Here is an 18,971-nt window from a genome sequence, read left to right as displayed (position 1 = left end):
AGTGTCATCTTAATGACCGCCGCGACCCCGGCGAAGCGACTTTTTGTTCTAACGATATAACCGGGCGGCTTATCTGCAGCTTATGGGCGACTCAGCGAGGGCGGCTCAGTGGGTTGATTGAAAGAAATCAGAACCAGATCTGAAACCCATCGCTGGGTTTGCCCTACCGCAAGTGTAGGGGGGTGACCCATCCCAGGCGCCGTCGCTCTTGTTCAGAATCCAGATACGGGCTGATGTAACAACGTAACCAGCCCGCATTCGCCGTAGAGCATGACGTTCAGCGCCTATCGCGCTGGCTGACCCCTGAGATGGAGGTCATATGTTCAGTACCCAGATCTATCGCAGCAGTGTCGCCGCGCTGCTGTTCCTGCTATTTGCAGTTCCTTCGTTCGGCCAGTCGTTCCGGGTGCAATGCCCGCCGACCACGCCGGCGCATCCAACGGCGCTGCCGCCCGGTGTGGGGGAGCCCGCCTACACGGGGCCGTCCTACACGGGACAGACGTCCACGTCGACAGGCGCCATCAACGGCGCGATCAAGTGCCAGCAGATTTCGGGCGGTGATGGTTACGCCACGATGGCTAACGGCGTGCAGACCTACCTGTTCGCGTTCGGACCGTTGTCCGGCCTTGCCGACATCAAGTCCGGCAATCCCGGCACCGAGTTGGCCTCGGTGTTCAACACCGTCGGCGACCCAAGGTCGGACCCGGCCTACAACGGCGCGGTCGGCCTCGCACCCGATCCGGAATCCGTGCCGCCGGGGCAACTGAGCGGCCACGTCGATCCTCGGCCGATCATGGATATCGGCGTGATGAACGGCAACGAGCCGGCACCGCTGATGGCGATCGACGAGGACGACGAGTTCTTCCTCACCCTGACGAACGTTGGGATGATCATGCGCCCCGACCTGTTCGAGCGGCACACGGTGCACTTCCACGGCTACCCGAACGCATCGTCGTTCTATGACGGCGTGCCGGACGCGTCGGTAGCGATCAACATCGGGGCGAGCTTCACGTACTACTATCTCGCGCCGGATGCGGGCACCTACTTCTGGCACTGCCACATCACGCCGCCAGAACACCTGCAGATGGGCATGGTCGGCCAGATCTTCGTGCGGCCGCGCCAGAACCGCGTGCCCAGCGGCGCGTCGCTGTACGCCTCGCTGCTGCTGCAGCAAAAGGATTTGCGTACGGCGTGCGGCAACGACATTCTGTGCACGACGCCGCTGCCGCCTGCGAACAGCGTGGCCCACTTGAACAACAAGAGCAACGCGCCGACGCTGTACGCGTACAACGACGGCGACGGTTCGACCGCCTACGACGTCGAGTATCCGATCCAGATACACGGCTTCGATCCGAATTTCCACTTCATTGGCATGACCTTCAATCCGGAGCCGTTCACCGACATGAGGGACAAGCTCTTCCTGTTGAACGGGCGCAGCTATCCGGACACCGTGAACCCGAACCCGCTCTCGACACAGGTCGCCGACGGCACGCCGCATTTTTCGCAACCGCTGCCGACGCTGATCAACATTCCGTTTGGCGGCAAGGCGTTGTTGCGGATCTCGGACCTGGACGTGACTGAGTTTCAGACGCTGGCGTCGCTCGGCATTCCGATGCGCGTGATTGCCCTTAACGCCCGCTTGCTGCGCGACATGTCCGGCAATGACCTGACCTACAAGACGAACTCGATCACGCTGGGCGGCGGCGAATCCCTGGACGTGATCCTCGACGCCAGCGACACGACGAAGTATCAGCCGGGCGCGATTTTTTACCTGTACACGCCGAATCTCGATCACCTGGCAAATGACCAGGAGAATTTTGGCGGCTTGATGACCGAGGTCCATATCTGCCATGCGGTGGATCCGACCACGAAGTCCTGCACCTAGGAGAAGAGCCGTGGCCCACATTACTCACTACACATGGCGCGGGGCGCTCGCGCAGCTTGGACGGCTCGCGCGAGTCGGCGCGGCGATGCTCGCCGCGCTCGTCTGCCTGCACGCGCAAGCCGCCGCGCCCGGCATCACGGGGACGCACTTCGACCTGAGTGCCGAGGCGAACCGCATCACCCAGCCCGACGGCGCGAGCATTTATTCGTGGGGCTATGGATGCCGCACGGCGCCGGCCGGCTTTTCGCCGTCCACGATCGCGGGCGCGAACTGTCAGAGCATGCAGATTCCCGGACCGACGCTGATCGTGAAGCAGGGCGACGTCGTCACGGTGACGCTTACCAATAACCTGCCTGCGGCGGCGGGCAACACGTCGATCCTCTTTCCCGGATTCCAGGTTTGCGCCGCAGTGCTGAACCCTGACGGAACCTGTCCTGCCGCGCTCACCGGCTCGCCGGGATTGCTGACTCGCGAGGCTGCGCACGGCAGCACGGTAACGTATAGCTTCGTCGCGGCGACGCCTGGCACGCATGCTTACTACAGCGGCACGCAGGGCGATCTGCAGATCGAGATGGGCATGTTCGGCGCGATCATCGTTTTGCCGACCTCCGCACCCGGCACGGTTGCTGTGCCTGCTGGTTGTCGCGCAGTCGCGGCGACACTGCTGGATGGGCAAACGGACTTCCGCAATGCCGGCGCAGCTTATAACCACAGCGCGGCCTGTTACGATCGTGAGTATCTTTTTCAGTTCTCCGAAATGGATCCGCGCATCCATGCGCAGGCGGAACAGCAGGCGGCGAACACCTGTACGCAGCCAACCGGCTGCATGGATGTCGCGACGGAGCCGTACCACCCGGCGTATTTCATGGTCAACGGCCGCTCGATGCCGGACGACATGGACCCGAACTACGCGGTGCAGTATCCGCATCAGCCCTACAACGGCAATCCGCACATGCACCCGGGTGAACTGGTCCTGTTGCGGATCATCGGCACCGGCCGCTGGCAGCATCCGTTCCACGAGCACGGCAATCACGTGCGGGTGCTGGCGCGCGATGGAAACATGATCCTGAGCAGGACGGACCCGACCAAGGTGGCCGGACCGCTGCTGTTCACGACGACCACGACGCCGGGTCTGGCGATGGACGGCATTTTCTACTGGACGGGCAGGGGCCTGAACTGGGACGTCTATGGGCATAAGCCTGGGGACGTGTACACCGACACCGCTCCGCAATTCGCGGCGTACCTCGGCACGCCGGTTGTCTGCACCCCGGACGCGAACGGCTATTACACGGCCGACCCGCACGCGCCGAACTATTACGAGTGGTGCGCCGATCACGGCAAGGCGCTCGAAACGCATCCGTTCGGCAGCGTCGGTAGCGGCGGGCCGGTGACGCTGCCGGACTCGCATGTGTTGACCAACGGCTTCTGGTTTGGAGGCAGTCCTTATCTCGGGCCTGACGCGACCATACGCGCCACGTCGCCCACCGGGACGACGCCGCCGAGCGGGACGGACCTGAACCCACCGGCAACCGAAGCGGGCTTTGCATTCATGTGGCACTCGCATAACGAGCGCGAGATCACTACGAACAACATCTTCCCAGGCGGAATGATGATGATGATGCTCGTCGATCCTCAAGCATTCCTGATCGACGAATCCAATTAGAGGCGGGGAGAAACGCGATGAGATCCAACAAGTTTAGGGCGACGCTCTTCGACTTGCTCAAGGCAGGTGTCGCGGCGTCCATTCTGCTGACGGCCAGTGGGGTAACTTTCGCTCAAGTCGTCAATCTGACAGCGAAGGCCAGCATGGCTACGTTGCCGGACGGACAGGCTGTGCCGATGTGGGGCTACAACTGCTCGGCGGCTGCCGTGGCGCCCGCCACCTGTGCGGCGTCGAACCCGCACGCCGGTGCGAGCTGGTCGCCGGTGGTGATCACCGTGCCGCCAGGATCACTGACGATCAATCTCACCAATAGCCTGCCGGGCGCCGTGCCGACCTCGCTCGTGATCGTGGGGCAGTTGGGTGGCGGTTTGGGGACGACGGCGACGACGATGCCGAGTCCGCCGCATCCGACGCAAACCGCGGTCAGCTGGCCGATTGCGACCAGCGCAACCGGCGCGTCGTTCACGCCGCCCGCGCAAGCACCGCGGGTCCAGTCGTTCGCGACCGAGGTGGCGACCGCCAAAACAACGGCGCTCACGTGGAGCAACCTCAACCCTGGCACCTATCTGATCGAGTCGGGAACGCATCCGTCGATTCAGGGGCCGATGGGCCTTTACGGCGTGCTGGTGGTGAAGGCCCCGGTCGGTGGCACGGTGTCTTGCCCGGTGGCATCGCAGGCGTATCAGGCTTATACGAATCCGGCTATCTGCTATGACGCCGATGTGCCGCTCGTGCTGAGCGAAATCGATCCGCTGCAAAACTCCGCTGTCGCAGCGGCGGTGACGACCACGGGCTTTAGCGAAACCGCGGCGTGGTCGGGTCAGCCCGGCGGCTGCGGCGATTCGAAATCGACGGCATTTGGCACCTGCTATCCGCCGACGGTGAACTACGATCCGCGCTACTACCTGATCAATGGCGTCGCCTTCGACCGGACTAATCCCGGCGCGTCGTCGTTTCCCGTGACGGCGCCTGCCGCAACGGGCCAGGTGCTCCTGCGCTTCGTGAACGCCGGCCTGCGGATGCACGTTCCGTCGGTAGTCGGTACGCAAACCGGCAATCCCGCGGTGTCCGGTTTTTCGCTGATCGCCGAGGACGGCAATGTGCTGCCGGGCGCGCCGCGAGTGCAGTCGGAAGTGTTTCTGGCAGCCGGCAAAGTTTACGACGTGATGGTCAACGCGCCGGCGACCGGCGCAACGGCGCTGCCGGTGTTCGACCGCGAACTGAGCCTGTCGACCAACAATCAACGTGACGGCGGCATGCAGGCTTACGTCGCCGTCAATGGCGGCGTGCTGCCGACGGCAGCGGCCGCCAATCAGAATGCGATCGCCAATGCCGCTAACTACTTCTTTGTCCCGGGCACCACGTTGACCGTGTCGGACCCGGCCAAGGGTGTGAAAGCCAAGGACGTCAATGTCTACGGTGTCGAGGTCAAGACCACGACCACCGGCGGTGCGCTCACGCTGAACCCGGACGGCACGTTCGTCTATGTGCCGAATGCCGGCACGACGTCGGACAGCTTTGTGTATCAGGCGAACGGTAACCCTGCGGTTTCGGCGACGGTTACGCTGTCGGCCTGCAGCGCCGCCAACGGCTGTCTGTCCGGTGCGCCGGTGGCCAACAACGGCAGTTACACGAGCAACATCGCGTCGCGCCTGCAGATCGGCGCGCCTGGCGTGCTGTCCTATGCCTCAGATCCAAAGGGGTTGCAGCTCACCGCGGCGATTTCGGGTAGTGCGACCGGCGGGACCGTCACACTGAATCCGGACGGATCGTTCATCGCGGTACCGACGACGCCGCCGGCGGGCAGCACGGCGACCGCCAGCGTGACGTTCAAATACACGGCAATGAATTCGCAGAACACGTCGAGCGCTGCCGCGACCGTGACCGTGACGTTCAAGGGCGGCAGCGGACTCACCGTCAACGTGATGGACGCGCCGAGCATGCTGCCGGGCAAGGCGCCAGTCAAGCTGACCGACTATCGCTGGATCATCGAGGAAGACCGTACGTTCCAGATCGATCCTGCATGCCAGACGACCGGGTCAACGCGTCCGTCGACGTGCCCGCCGCTGCCGGTTCCGAGTCTTGGCGCAAACTTCCACACCAGCTATATGCCGGTGGTGGCGGCAGGCTGCGTCGGCACGGTCGCGTGCGAGGCAGGACAGACGGTGTACGACCCGAAGAGCGGCTCCCACCTGCCGGCAGTGTGCGACATCGGCAACGGTGTGTGCCGCACGACCTCTGCGCAACAGGTGCCGGTCGATCCCGGGCAGGTGGCGCTCGATCCGACGAAGCACTACTACATCTCGGTCTTGCCGGGCGATGCGGGCAACACCTTCGGGAATGGTGCGGGCTTGCCGCAGCCCGTCGATCCAGCCAAACCCACTGGGGCGCAGAGACCGTTCGATATCACCAAGGACTGCCCGTCCGGTGCCGGCGGCGCGGATTTCGCAGCGGGCACGGGCAAGTGCGGCCACACGATGGGCGGCGCACCGATCGCGCCGGTCCCGGCCGGACTGACTGCCAGGCCCGCCGTCAACGTGCTGCTGGCTGAAACGCCGCTCCCGACAGCGAAGGTCTCGGTGTTCGTTTTCGAGGACGACGCCCCGCTTAACGGAGAGGTGGACGTCAGCGGCGGGACCGACACGTTCGGTTCGGCCCGTGAGCCTGGACTCGGCGGGTTCGAAATCAAGCTCTGGGACGACGCGGGGCAAACCGGCGACGCGACCGGACAGATGAGTTACGACATGTTCAACATGCCGCTGTCCAATTCGCTGCAGGGGACCATCGATCCGGTCACGGGGCTCAATGCCTGCCCGATTTCGACGTCGACCGACGGCATCGTCGGCATGATCCCGACGTGTCCGAAATACGAGTCGGACGGCAAGACGGTGTCGCCGCTTGTCGGCCAGGCCATCATTGCCAACCTGATGCCGGGCCGGTACGGCGTCGTCGCGACGCCGGCGGCCGACAGAATCGGCAGAGGCGAGGAATGGTTGCAGACCAACACGCTGGACGGCCAGAAGGCCCACGACGCATTCATCAAGGTGGGTGGGCCGGCGTACTTCCAGGAGTTCGGGCCGGCAGGCTTTCACGTGGCGGTTGGCTTTGCCAATCCGAAGATCATCAATGCCCGCCTGCCGATTTTCTGCGCAGGTACTACGTGCAACAACGGGCTCAAGGGCCGGGTGACGAACCTGCACTACAGCCGTCCGCCGAACGAAAATCTCTACGGCGCAGGCTCGCGCACCTCGCTGAGTTTTACGCAGTGCTACGTTAGCGTAGGCGATCCGGACGGCGAAGATATTGCTTTCACGAAGTGCAATGCCGACGGGACGTTCAGCTTTACCGGCCTGCCCTCGGGCACGTACAGAATCACGATCTTCGATCAATGGAACGATCAGATCATGGATGGGCTGGCTACCGCGGTCCAACTGGCGAACGGCCAAACCACGGACGTCGGGGATCTTTCGGTGCTCCAATGGCAGACGAATCTCTACACCCGGAGCTTCATGGACACGACCGGCACCGGCGTCTCTGGGGCGAACACCCCAGGGCTGCCGCTGCTTGCCACCAACATCCGCTTTCGCGACGGCAGCTATTCGAACTTCAATGTTACCGATGGGAACGGCTACGCGACGTTCAATGAAGTGTTCCCGCTCTTTAACTGGTACGTCGTCGACACCGACGAGACGCGCTTCAAGCAGACGGGCGTACACGTAGTTTATGACGCGGGCGGTCCGCCCGACGGCACAACCGGTGGCGGCAATTCGACCATTGCAGCCAACTACGCCAACACGCTGGAATCCGCGACGGCCCACCTGCCGACGAACCTGCGGGTGCCGGGGGCGGTGTACTGCAACGATGCGGACTGCAAGGACCGTTCGGGCTCGGCTCCATCGACGGGCAGAGTCGATCCGCCGTGGGTCACCACGATGGGTTGGCAAGGCTTCTCCGGGCAGAGTTCGTTTATCGAGTTCGGCAAGGCACCGTTCGGCGCGAATGAGAACGGCGGCATCCGGGGCGAAGTCATCTATGCATCGACGCGGCCGTTCGACGATCCGACGCTGCTGATCCACACGAAGTGGACGCCGAACGTGCCGAACGTCACGGTGAACCTGTATCAGGAGGGCACCGCGGCGGACGGCACCACCAGCCTGAAGCTGGTGGACACGACCAAGACCGCTAGCTGGGATGACTGGGCGCAGGGCTTCCGTTCCGACGGCGTGCCGAACATGAACTGCCCAGGACAGGAGACGACCGACCCGTTCTTCTTCACGTTGAAGGACACCCCGCAATGGCTCGACGCGCAAAAACGTGCGTTGCCGGCGCATTCGCAGTTCAAGTGCTACGACGGCATGCACGCGTTCAACCAGCTGCAGCCCGCGCCGTACGACGGGATGTACAAATTCCCCAGCGTGACGGGCCGCAATACGACGACCGGCAAGCCGACCGCGACGAACTGCACGGTCTGTGTGGCGAATCCTTCGGGCGACGGTACGCAGATGCTGCCTGCCGGCAAGTATGTGGTTGAAGTGATCGTGCCGCCGGGCTATGAACTGGTGAAGGAGGAAGACAAGAACATCCTGATCGGCGACAACTACATTGCACCGGTGACACAGCAGTTCGCCGGTATCGGCGCCATCTTCATCCTGCCCGACCAGGCTGCGGTGAACGGCACCTATAACCGGAACAATGCGCAGAATCCGACCACGAATCTCGGATCGACGACCTACCCGAGGAACGAGGGCGACACGGGCAGCATCGAAGAGTCCTGGCCGTGCGTCGGTGAGACACGCATCGTGCCCGATTACATGAGCATTTTCCCGGAAGTGCAGGAAGTCGCGCCGTTCGCAGGTGCCTCACGGCCCCTGTGCGACCGCAAGGAAGTGACGCTGACGAACCAGATGACGGTGCTCGCGAAGTTCTGGATCTTCAGTTCGACGCACGTGTCCGCGCACTACACGGGCTTCATGCTGGATGACTTCTCGTCGGAGTTCGATCCGTATTCGCCGCAATTCGGCGAGAAGTTTGCAGTGCCGAACGTGCCGATCTCGATGAAGGATTTTTCGGGCAATGAAGTCGCTCGCACGTATTCCGATCAGTGGGGCATCTTCAACGGCTTGAACTATTCGACCTGGCAGGTCAACCCGCCGAACCCGACCGGCTATGCACCGACGATGATGGTCGCCTGCATGAACGATCCTGACATGCCCGATCCGGCACATCCTGGCCAGACGATTCGCGATCCTCTGTTCAACCCGGCGTACAGCCAGTTCTGTTACGAGATTCCGTTCATGCCTGGACAGACCCAGTACATGGATACGCCAGTGGTGCCGGTCTCGGCCTTCGCGGAGGGCTATAACCAGCCGGACTGCGCGTACCCGGATGCCACACCGGCGATCTCCAGCGTAACGGGCGACGCGATCGGCGGCGGCGCGGGACCATGGGTGCGCAATTTTGGCAGCACGCTGACAATCAACGCTCAGGGCGACCAGCAGGTGCCGAACCATGCGTACACGGGTCCGGCCGCGACCACAGCGCCGTTCAACCAGAAGTTCCTCAAGCGCCACTATGGGTTTGGCAGCGAGCCTGCGGCCTGCACCCTGCTAGGTCTCCCCGTCCCGTGCCAGAACGTCACGATCGGCGGCGCACCTGCAATCGTTCAGTCATGGAGCGATACGCAGATCAAGATTCAGGTGCCTGCCCAGCTCGCCTTGCAGTCGAGCTGCACGATCCAGCAGCGCGGCGTGTCGAACCCTGCGTACTGCGGTGAACTTGTCATCACGGCGGCCAACGGCAAGCGCTCGATCGACACGGTCACGGTCACGGTCGGCGGCAAGCCGCCAACCTACGTGAACGGCGAGAACGCCACGAGCAACGCGATTCAGACCGCGATCGACACGGCGACCCCGGGCGACATGATCGTCGTCGGTCCGGGCGTCTATAACGAAATGCTGCTGATGTGGAAGCCGGTCCGGCTGCAAGGTGTCGGTGCGACGGCGGTGACCGTCAACGCGAACACCCACCCGTCGGGCAAGATGGACCCGTGGCGCAGGCAGGTTGGCTGTCTGTTCGGCGACGCATTGAACGGCGGCATCATCTCGTCGAGCAATCCGTACGACCCGACCGGCACGTATTCCTGTTCGCCTTCGATGCAGCGCAAGGTGGATACGATACCGTTCGAACCGGCTTCCGGATGGGATTTCAACCTCAACGGCAACCTGGCTGAACTGCTGATCGAGCCGACGCTGATGGGCGCGTATGAAGGTGCGGCCATTACGGTACTCGCCAAGGGCGTGAAGGACGTGACGGTGAACGGTGTGACGCAGGCTGACCCGAACTGCACTGCGAACGGCATTTGCACGCCGCTCACGGGCCCGACCCTGCTGCAGCCGAACCCGCCGGATTGCGCGAACAACCCGGGCAACTTCCTGTGCAATCCGTCGCGGATTGACGGCATGTCCTTCACCAACAGCTCGCAAGGCGGCGGAGGGATCTACCTGCACGGCTGGAACCATTACACGGAGGTCTCGAACAATCGCGTCTTCTCCAACGCGGGGACGCTGACAGGCGGTATCACGGTAGGCCAGGTCGAAACCGCCGAAGCGACTATCGCCGGGAACGGCGTGACGGAGTTGCCGTTCCTGCTCAACGAGCATGTGAACGTTCACAACAACGCGGTGACCTCGAATGCTTCGTACGGCGATGAAATCAACTCGAATACGCCTTCGTCGGCGGGCGGCGTGACCTTCTGCACGGGAGCGGACTACTATCACTTCAACTACAACTGGGTCTGCGGCAACATCAGTGCCGGCGACGGCGGCGGTGTCGCGCACTTCGGGTTCAGCTATAACGGCGACATCTCGCACAACTGGGTGTTGTTCAACCAGAGCAACAATCCGACGCTGCCCACGTACGGTGGCGGCATCATTGCCCAGGGCGTACCGCCTGACGGCACGTTCTGCGAGAACGCGACGGTGGACACCGATTGCGCACCTGAGCTTTCGGACGGCGTTGGCCCGGGCCTCGTGATTGATGGCAATCTGATTGTCGGCAACACGGCGGAAAGCGGCAAGGGCGGTGGCCTGCGACTGCAGAACGTCAACGGCACGGAGGTGCAGCGCAGCCCCAGCAACGCGAGCGCGTGGTATGGCGTTCTGGTGACCAACAACATCATCGCGAACAACGTGGCCGGGTGGGCGGGAGGCGGTGTTTCCCTGCAGGATGCGGTGGCCGTGAAATTCATCAACAACACGGTGGTCTCCAACGACTCGACGGCGTCCGCTGGCGTGCTGTTCAACACGTCCGCGGCCACGCAGGCCAACGTCGGGCCGCCGAACTGCACGACAGTGGGATCGGAAACGACGTGCCCGCCGATCACGACGTCGACGTTCGAGCCGGCTGGGCTGGAGACCGCGCGCCACACGTCGAATTTCGTGGTCGCGTTCACTAATCAGAGTGTGGCGTGTCCGGCAAATCTGCCCAGCTGCACGACGTTCTCGAACCCGGTGCTGACCAATAATGTGTTCTGGCAGAACCGCACGTTCTATATCACCGTGGGAGGAAAGAATCCGAATATCGCCGGCTTGCAGAACGCGGTTAGTTTGAATCCGCCTCTCAATCAGGCAGGCAAGACGACGGGCTATTGCGATCCGACCGCAGTGTATTGGGACATCGGCGCGTTCGGCGACACCGGAGCCAGCAACCATATGTCAGGTCTGACGTTGAGCCCGAAGTACTCGATCCTGACCGATGCCGGCGACTACCCGGGGGCGAACAACAGCAATATGAATCCAGGGGTGGTGCACCAGTATTGCAACGGTGCGCGCGTGCCGCCGGAAGCGGGCGGAATCGGCATCACAGTGCCCCCGGGCATTGCGGATACGGTTCTTCCGAACCCGCTGTTCAGCCTGCTGCCGTCGGCGACGCCGGATGAAGGCAACAACTGGATCAACATGACGTACGGTCCGCTGTCGCTGTTCAACGAAGCGCTCACGTCGGGCATGGCCGGCTATAACACGGTGCTGGGCAACTACTCGATCACGGCCTCTTCGCCGGCATTCAATCATGGCACGGCGTCCGGTGCGCCGAATCATGACATCTTCGGCACGGCGAGGCCGCAGGGCGCCTCATACGACATCGGCGCGGTCGAGGTCGTGCAGCGAGGGCTGCTGGGCGGCACCCCGCCGCCGATCGATCCGCTCGCATTGGGTGGCTCGTCGACGGGTGGTCTGCTGGGGCTGTTCCAGGCATTGGCATCGAAGCTGCCTGTCCTGCCGCCGCCGCCACCGCCGCCACAGTCGTCACGGCCGCCGCTGACCCCGGCGCAGACACAGCCTGCGTTCATACGGTGAGGGGGCTGTCATGAAACTTCGGTCCCCATCGACCAGGCCGGCGGTGCTGTTCACGAGCAGCGTGTGTCTGGCCGCGACCCTGGTTCAAGGGGTCGCGGCCCAGCAGAGCACACCGGCGGCGTCCAGACCGCCGGCGGCGCTCACGGCCAGGCATTCGCCGTATTTGCCCGTGAGTGTGTCGCAGCACGCGAAGAACTACTACGGGATGATGAAGGGCATCGACAACCTGAGCGTGCGCCGCACCGCATCGGGCAATCTGATCCGCTTCAGCTATCGCGTGACGGACCCGGCGGCGGCGCATCTTCTCGGCGAGAAGACCGCGACCGCCTATCTGTACGGGCACACGAGCCACGCTCTGCTCGAAATTCCGGTGATGGACAAGGTCGGGCAGTTGCGCCAGACCGGTCCACTCCAGGCCGGGCAGGAATACTGGATGGTGTTTTCCAACAAGGGCGGTCCGATCAAGGCCGGCGAGCGCGTAGACGTATTCGTCGGTTCGCTTCATGTCGAAGGATTGATCGTCGAATGATCGCGGTACGGCGATTTGCAACACAAATGGGGGAGGTGACTCATGTCTGGATTTCTTTTGAAGGCGATTTCGGCGGCCTCGGTGGCCGGTGTTCTGGCATCCGGCCCGGTTGCCTACGCGGCCTCGGCCGCGGGAACGGCGCAAGCCGCGGCGGTGAGTCATCTGAGTGCCGCGCAGATCGTCGAGCGGAACGTCGCGGCGCGCGGCGGGCTTCAGGCGTGGCACGCGGTCAATACGATGACGATGTCGGGGCAGATCGAAGCCGGCGGCACGAAGAACACCAAGCTGCCGTTCACCATGATGATGAAGCGGCCGAACAAGAGCCGCTTCGAGGTTCGCTTCAACGAGCAGACGGCGTTTCAGGTCTACGACGGCGCGCAGGGCTGGAAGGTCAGACCCTTCCTCGGACGCGACGAAGTCGAGCCGTATACCTCTGCCGAGGCTAAATCGGCTGCAGCATCGGCTGACCTGGAAGGGCCGCTGATCGACTATGCGAGCAAGGGCTCACGGGTGGATGCCCTGGGTGTGGAATCAGTGGAAGGACACCGCGCGTACGTCCTGAAGCTGACGGAGAAAGACAACACGTCACGCCGCATCTGGATCGACGCAAGCAGTTTTCTCGAACTGAAGATCGACGGTGAACCGCGCAAGCTCGACGGGCGGACGCACAACGTCGCCATTTTCTATCGCGATTACAGGAAAGAAAATGGGCTCGTGATTCCGCACACGCTGGAGACCGTTGTCAGCGGCGTCAAGCCGACGCACAAGCTGACGATCGACCATGTCACGGTGAATCCGTCGGTAGCCGACGCCCTGTTCGCCAAACCGCAACTGGCCATGGCCAAAGTGACGAGCCAACAGCCACTGTCCACTAGTCACTAGCCGACATCCGTGCGGGGGCCACTGCCATGACACGAATCGCACTGTGGGTGCTCGTCGGCTGCCTGACGGCGGCGGTGTACGCGAGCGAGCAAATACCGGCGCACGATCTGAGCGCGGACCAGATCGTCGAGAAGAACATCGCCGCGAGGGGAGGGCTCGACGCATGGAGGAAGATCCAGACCATGGTCTGGGTCGGGCACGTGGATAGTGCGAATACGCCTGAGGAGGAATTGCCGTTTGCCCTCGCGCTGAAACGTCCGAACAAGACACGTTTCGAGATTACCGTGCTCAACCGGCGGGCTGTCCGGATGTTCGACGGCAAACAAGGCTGGAAGGTGAGCCCGAGCGCCACCGGCAGTGGGGAAGTGCGGCCCTACACCATGGACGAGCTGAGGTCCGCGCATGATGAACAGGTTATCGACGGGTTGCTGATCGACCATCAGGCGAAGGGTGTCGATGTCACGCTCGACGGTGTCGATAAAGTCGACGGACACGATGCTTACCGCCTCGGCGTGAAGTTGCCTTCCGGTGTGATCCGTCACGTGTGGGTGGACGCGCAGAGCTTTCTCGACGTGAAGAACGACCGCGAGGCGCGGGGTCCTCACGGACCGGTGACGGTGGTAGTGAAGTACAGCGACTACAAGGAAGTCGAGGGTTTGCAAATACCGTTCACGATCGAAAGCGGCGCGGCGGCTTCGGGAAAGAGCGACAAGCTGACGATCGAGAAGGTCTCGCTCAATCCGCCGTTGGCCGATGGCATGTTTACCCGGCCCGGCTCGCCAGGCCGGCGCAATTCGGTGTCGATCAACGCCGAGTTGCCGCCGCCGACGTTGCCTGCCCTGAGCCGGCCGAGCCCCTAGCCATGGGCCGCGCCCGGGTCAGCCCTGAAACCATTGCGCGGGCACGGCCGTTCGCGGCGCGCTTGCTCGTTCAATGGGTGTTGCTCGCCGCATTGATTGTGCCGGTGGGCAAGACGAACGCTGCCCCGTCGGCGCCGCCGGTGACGACAGCGACCACGGGGGAAGCGATCTTTCAGAAAGGCGTGCTGGGTTCGGGCGAACCGCTTGAGGCGACGCATGACGGTGGCGTGAACCTGCGAGGCGCCGCTGCGGCCTGCATGAATTGCCATCGGCGCAGCGGCCTTGGCTCGAGAGAAGGCAATAGCAGCATCCCGCCGATTACCGACCGGTATCTGGTGCATCCTCGCGTAGAGAGTCCCGAAGAGTTCGACCTGCCGTACGTTCCCAGCATGCGGATCGATCGCGAGCCCTACACCGATACGACGATCGCAAGGGCGATACGCGAGGGGCTCGATTCGGAGGGCAAACCGCTCAGCGATCTGATGCCGCAGTACGCGCTGAACGACACCGACATGACCGCGCTGATCGGCTATCTGAAACGCCTCGATCGACGCAGGTCTCCAGGCGTCACGGACACGGTGCTGCACTTCGCGACGATCATCACACCGGATGCGGACCCGGTGAAACGGAGCGGCATGCTCGCTGTGCTTAAACAGTACTTCGATGACAAGAACGTGTTTCCGCTTGGCGCGACGCCGCCGCTGCGTTCGTCGCGCAAGATGATGTTCATGGTCAATCGCCGCTGGGAGCTGCATGTTTGGGAGTTGAGCGGGCCGCCGTCGACGTGGCATGACCAGTTGAAGCGCCTTCTGGTGGAGCAACCGGTGTTTGCTGTGCTGTCGGGACTCGGCGGCAAGAACTGGGCGCCGGTCCACGAGTTCTGCGAACAGGAGGCCGTGCCGTGTCTCTTTCCCAACGTGGAAGTGCCGGTCGAAACCGACCAGGATTTCTATTCCGTGTATTTCTCGAGGGGCGTGCTGCTCGAGGCGGCGCTGCTCGCGAGACGGATTCTTGATGAAGCCAGTGGCCAGCCCGTGCGAGGGAAGACAACAGTCTGGCAGGTCTATCGCACCGGCGACAACGGCGAGCGGGGTGCACAGGCGCTCGCCGCCGCATTGAAGGGCCATGGCATGACGGTGTCGAACCGCGCGCTTGCGCCAGGCGACAGCGTCGCGCACTCCCTGCACGGAATATCGCGTGGGGACGTGCTGGTGCTATGGCTGCGTCCGCCGGACATCGCGGCGCTCGGGCGTTTGCCGCCGCCGTCGAACACCGTGTTCATGTCGGGGCTGCTGGGCGGGCTCGATAGCACGCCGTTGTCGGCGAGCTGGCGCGGCGTCACGCGTCTCGCGTATCCATTCGACTTGCCGGACGGGCGGCGTGTCCGTGTCGACTATGCGTTCGGCTGGTTCTCGATCCGCAAAATTCCAATGGTCGCCCCGCAGGTCCAGGCGGACACCTATCTCGCGTGCGGTCTGCTGGCGGAGACGCTTAGCCATATGGTCGATGCGTTCGAGCGGGATTATCTCATCGAGCGCATTCAGGACATGCTTGAACGCCGCATCCTGACCGGCTACTACCCGCGCCTGACGCTGGCGCCGGGGCAGCGCTTCGCATCCAAAGGCGGCTATATCGTCCGCTTTGCCGAGCCGGATCGCGTCCGGCTCGTTGCCGATGGGGACTGGATGGTGCCGTGACGACGCTGTGACGATGTCTTGCGGCAAGGCATGGGCCGGCGCACAAGTACCCACCAGACGTTATCGCTTGCGCGGTTGAGCGCCCCCCCTACCGCAAGAATAGGACCTTGACCCATGCCGTTTCCTGCCGACCGTTTGCACAATACAAACGTGGCGAGGGGCACGAATGCCTCATGGGGATGGGTCGCTGTAGTTACAAGACCTTTCTTCTCATTTCGCCTGGTGCCCTCAGGCGCAATGCAGGAATGCAGTCATTGATTTTTGCCGCCGTTGATCGAGATGTGGAGCACGGCGCAGGGAGAGATAGCCATGGCAAAGACTATTATCAGTATTCCTGCATTTTTTAGGCGGCTTCACTGTGGTTGGGTGGAAGCCGTCTTGGCGCTTTGTCTGTTCCAGGCGTCTACCGCCCACGCGCTGCCGATATTCGCGCGTCAAACGGGACAAAGCTGCGTGGCGTGCCACGCCGGCGGTCAGTTTCCCGAGCTCACACCGTATGGGCGCATGTTCAAGCTGAACGGATATACGCTCGGCGAACGCACCATCCCGCTCGCTGTCATGGGGACGGTCGATGCGACCAAAACCAGGCACAACAATGACGCTAACGGGAATCCCATTTCGCCCAAAGACGGTAATCTGACATGGGATGCGACCAGCATTTTCCTCGCCGGGAAGATCACCGACAAGATCGGCGCGTTCGCTCAATATACCTACACGAACTACGATCACCAGAATGGCGATGGCAAGTGGATCGGTCATTGGGGAACGGACAATACCGATGTCCGTTACGTGGAACGGATCATCGGCGAAGCGAGCGACTTCATACTGGGCGTAACGTTGCACAACAATCCGACTGTGCAGGACGTCTTTAACTCCGCTCCGGCATGGAGTTATCCGTATGTCTCTTCGTCGACGAGCGCGGTTGGGTCGCCGCAGTTTACGACGCTCATCGAAGGCGCGTTGGCGCAGCAGGTCGTCGGCATTGGCGGCTACCTGTACTGGAACAAGATGGTCTATGCGGAACTGACCGCGTACAGCACCGCCGACGGAATCTGGTCGTTTCTGAGCCATGGCAGCAAGGCTGGAGACCTGGCTCACCCGCAGACCTATCTGAAAGGCTACAACCCCTATTGGCGCGTCGCGCTGACTCGCGAATGGGGCCCGCACAACATCATGGTCGGGACGTTCGGGCTGCTTGCGGATGTCTATCCCAACGATCCCAACGCTTTCCCGATCTTCACGCAGGGTGTGACCCGCTATCGCGATATCGGCGTGGATGCGCAGTATCAATACCTGCTTGATCCGCATACGATTACTGCGCAGGCCCGCTACATACACGAGAACATCAGTGATCCGAATAATTTCATCTTTGGCGACAGTCAGTCGGCAAATCTCAGATCGTTGCTGCTGAAAGCATCGTACATCTATCAGGCCAAGTATGGCGTGAGCTTCTCGTTCTTCAACGTGTCGGGCAGCACCGATAGCGTCGCCTACGCCAGCAGCGCGAATTTTTCGCCCGCCACGCAAGGCTGGACCCCCGAGATTTTCTGGATTCCAGTGCAGAACATCCGGATCGGCCTGCAATACACGCATTTCACCAAGTACCTGGGATCTCGATCCAACTACGACGGAAACGGGCGCAACGCGTCGGACAACGACACGCTGTTCGTCTATTTATGGGCCGCGTATTGGTGACGTGCCATTCGACGGTTCGTACGGAACGAAGTCGATCTGGACAGCGGAAAAGTAGCGGTAAGGAGGGTCGTGACATGAAAAAGATGGCGCAAATCATCTCCCTTGGGATGTTGCTCGCAGGCTCGGGCTGTCACGACATGGATCGGTCCAGAGCAGTCGACAACCCGGCTGTCGCCGGAAAGACTATTGCTCTGCAGGTCTGCTCGAACTGTCATGGTGCGAACGGCGTTTCGGTATCGCCGGTCTTTCCCAAGCTGGCGGGGCAACGAAAGGAATACCTTGTCGATCAACTGACGGACTTCAAGACGCACGCCCGATCGGACCCGAACGCCAAGCGGTTTATGTGGGGCTTTACGCACCTCAGCGAGGCGCAGATCGACGAACTCGCAACGTACTTTTCCAGTCAGCGGACGGTGATGGGCGAACCCGGCGACGAGTCGCTGATTGCCGAAGGGAAAGCGATCTTTGTGTCCGGGTTGCCGGACAAGGGCGTCGCGGCATGCGTCTCGTGCCACGGCCAGCGCGGCGAGGGAATGAATCAGTTCCCGCGGCTCGCCGGTCAACACGCGGACTACATCATCAAGCAGCTATTGGTTTTCCAGCGCAACACCGATCAAAGACCTCGCGGTGAAGTCATGAAGGCGGCCTGCGGCAATATGTCGGATCAGGATATGCGCGCAGTAGCGGCCTTCGTTGAGGCGTTTCCGCCAGAAACGGAGGCGGCGGCCAACCCGCCGGCCGAGCAATGAGCAAATTGCCCCACCTGTCGCTGCGCCCGTCGGCGTGGCGATTCAGAGCCCACGCCGTCCGGCGGATCTGTGCAACGCGGATGAGCCATTGCACGGCGGCGGCGCCTGCAAGAACCCCTGCATCAATGCTGAGATCGCCTCGGATGAGAGTGTCGATAGCGATGTGGCGAACGGTTTGCGCACCGTCTCCCCCGGGCGGGCGCTTTTTTTTCAATCTGCAGTGGAAACTTACGCAGCGAAACGGGAAGCCGGCGCTCATGGCAGCGACGGTTATTCCGATCACGACCGGCGGCGTCTATGGGGGGCGGGGAACCAGCACTAGAAGACCGTGCCTTGGGACACAGGCGTGGAACGATGCGAGGCTCGATGCGCACCTGGAAGTGAGCCAATTGCATGCGGACGACATTCTGTCGATGCGATCCGTGCGACGGAGGGGACCATGAACCTGACACGATCGTCTCTCGATGCCGGTGCGCCGGACCCGGCGCTTGCGCGTCAGTGGGATGCTGCAATGGCCGCGCCTCAAACGCCGGCTCAAATGCCGATGCAGTTTGACGAGCGCCCGTTTCTGAAGCGCCTCGGTATCGTCGACTGGCTGTTCGCCGCGCTGATGGTCGCGGGCGCGGGGTTCGCGCTGTCGCGCTATTACCCGTTCAT

The 18,971-nt window shown here is 62.5% G+C and carries 9 protein-coding genes and 1 pseudogene; all 10 read left to right on the top strand.

Annotation, left to right across the window (positions count from 1 at the left end; translation table 11 throughout):
* Positions 1–319: 319 nt before the first annotated feature.
* Positions 320–1,885 carry a multicopper oxidase domain-containing protein gene (locus tag KHO23_RS33725; protein WP_211617301.1) on the top strand — a complete coding sequence of 522 codons (1,566 nt, stop codon included), beginning with the start codon at positions 320–322 and terminating at the stop codon, positions 1,883–1,885.
* A 10-nt stretch (positions 1,886–1,895) separates the two neighbouring features.
* Positions 1,896–3,548 carry a multicopper oxidase family protein gene (locus KHO23_RS33720; RefSeq protein WP_407946094.1) on the top strand — a complete coding sequence of 551 codons (1,653 nt, stop codon included), beginning with the start codon at positions 1,896–1,898 and terminating at the stop codon, positions 3,546–3,548.
* A 17-nt stretch (positions 3,549–3,565) separates the two neighbouring features.
* Positions 3,566–11,902, top strand: a complete 8,337-nt coding sequence (locus KHO23_RS33715) for a choice-of-anchor Q domain-containing protein (RefSeq protein ID WP_211617297.1) — start codon at positions 3,566–3,568, stop codon at positions 11,900–11,902.
* Positions 11,903–11,912: 10 nt separating this feature from the next.
* On the top strand, positions 11,913–12,431 hold the full coding sequence (locus KHO23_RS33710; RefSeq protein ID WP_211617295.1) for a hypothetical protein: 519 nt from the start codon (positions 11,913–11,915) through the stop codon (positions 12,429–12,431).
* A 42-nt stretch (positions 12,432–12,473) separates the two neighbouring features.
* Complete coding sequence (locus tag KHO23_RS33705) at positions 12,474–13,313, top strand: LolA-like protein (RefSeq protein ID WP_236067086.1); 840 nt, start codon at positions 12,474–12,476, stop codon at positions 13,311–13,313.
* A gap of 26 nt (positions 13,314–13,339) precedes the next feature.
* On the top strand, positions 13,340–14,173 hold the full coding sequence (locus tag KHO23_RS33700; RefSeq protein WP_211617293.1) for a LolA-like protein: 834 nt from the start codon (positions 13,340–13,342) through the stop codon (positions 14,171–14,173).
* A gap of 2 nt (positions 14,174–14,175) precedes the next feature.
* Positions 14,176–15,870, top strand: coding sequence for a type 1 periplasmic-binding domain-containing protein (locus tag KHO23_RS33695; RefSeq protein ID WP_211617291.1), 1,695 nt, complete (start codon positions 14,176–14,178; stop codon positions 15,868–15,870).
* Positions 15,871–16,179: 309 nt separating this feature from the next.
* Positions 16,180–17,565, top strand: coding sequence for a cytochrome C (locus KHO23_RS33690; protein ID WP_211617289.1), 1,386 nt, complete (start codon positions 16,180–16,182; stop codon positions 17,563–17,565).
* Positions 17,566–17,639: 74 nt separating this feature from the next.
* Positions 17,640–18,314: a c-type cytochrome gene (locus KHO23_RS33685; protein ID WP_211617287.1), complete on the top strand. Its 675-nt coding sequence runs from the start codon at positions 17,640–17,642 to the stop codon at positions 18,312–18,314.
* 439 nt (positions 18,315–18,753) lie between these two features.
* Positions 18,754–18,971: pseudogene (locus KHO23_RS33680) on the top strand (hypothetical protein); the annotation flags it as partial.

The organism is Paraburkholderia haematera (assembly GCF_905220975.1).
Lineage (GTDB): Bacteria > Pseudomonadota > Gammaproteobacteria > Burkholderiales > Burkholderiaceae > Paraburkholderia > Paraburkholderia haematera.
This window is presented reverse-complemented; position numbering and strand designations above follow the sequence as displayed.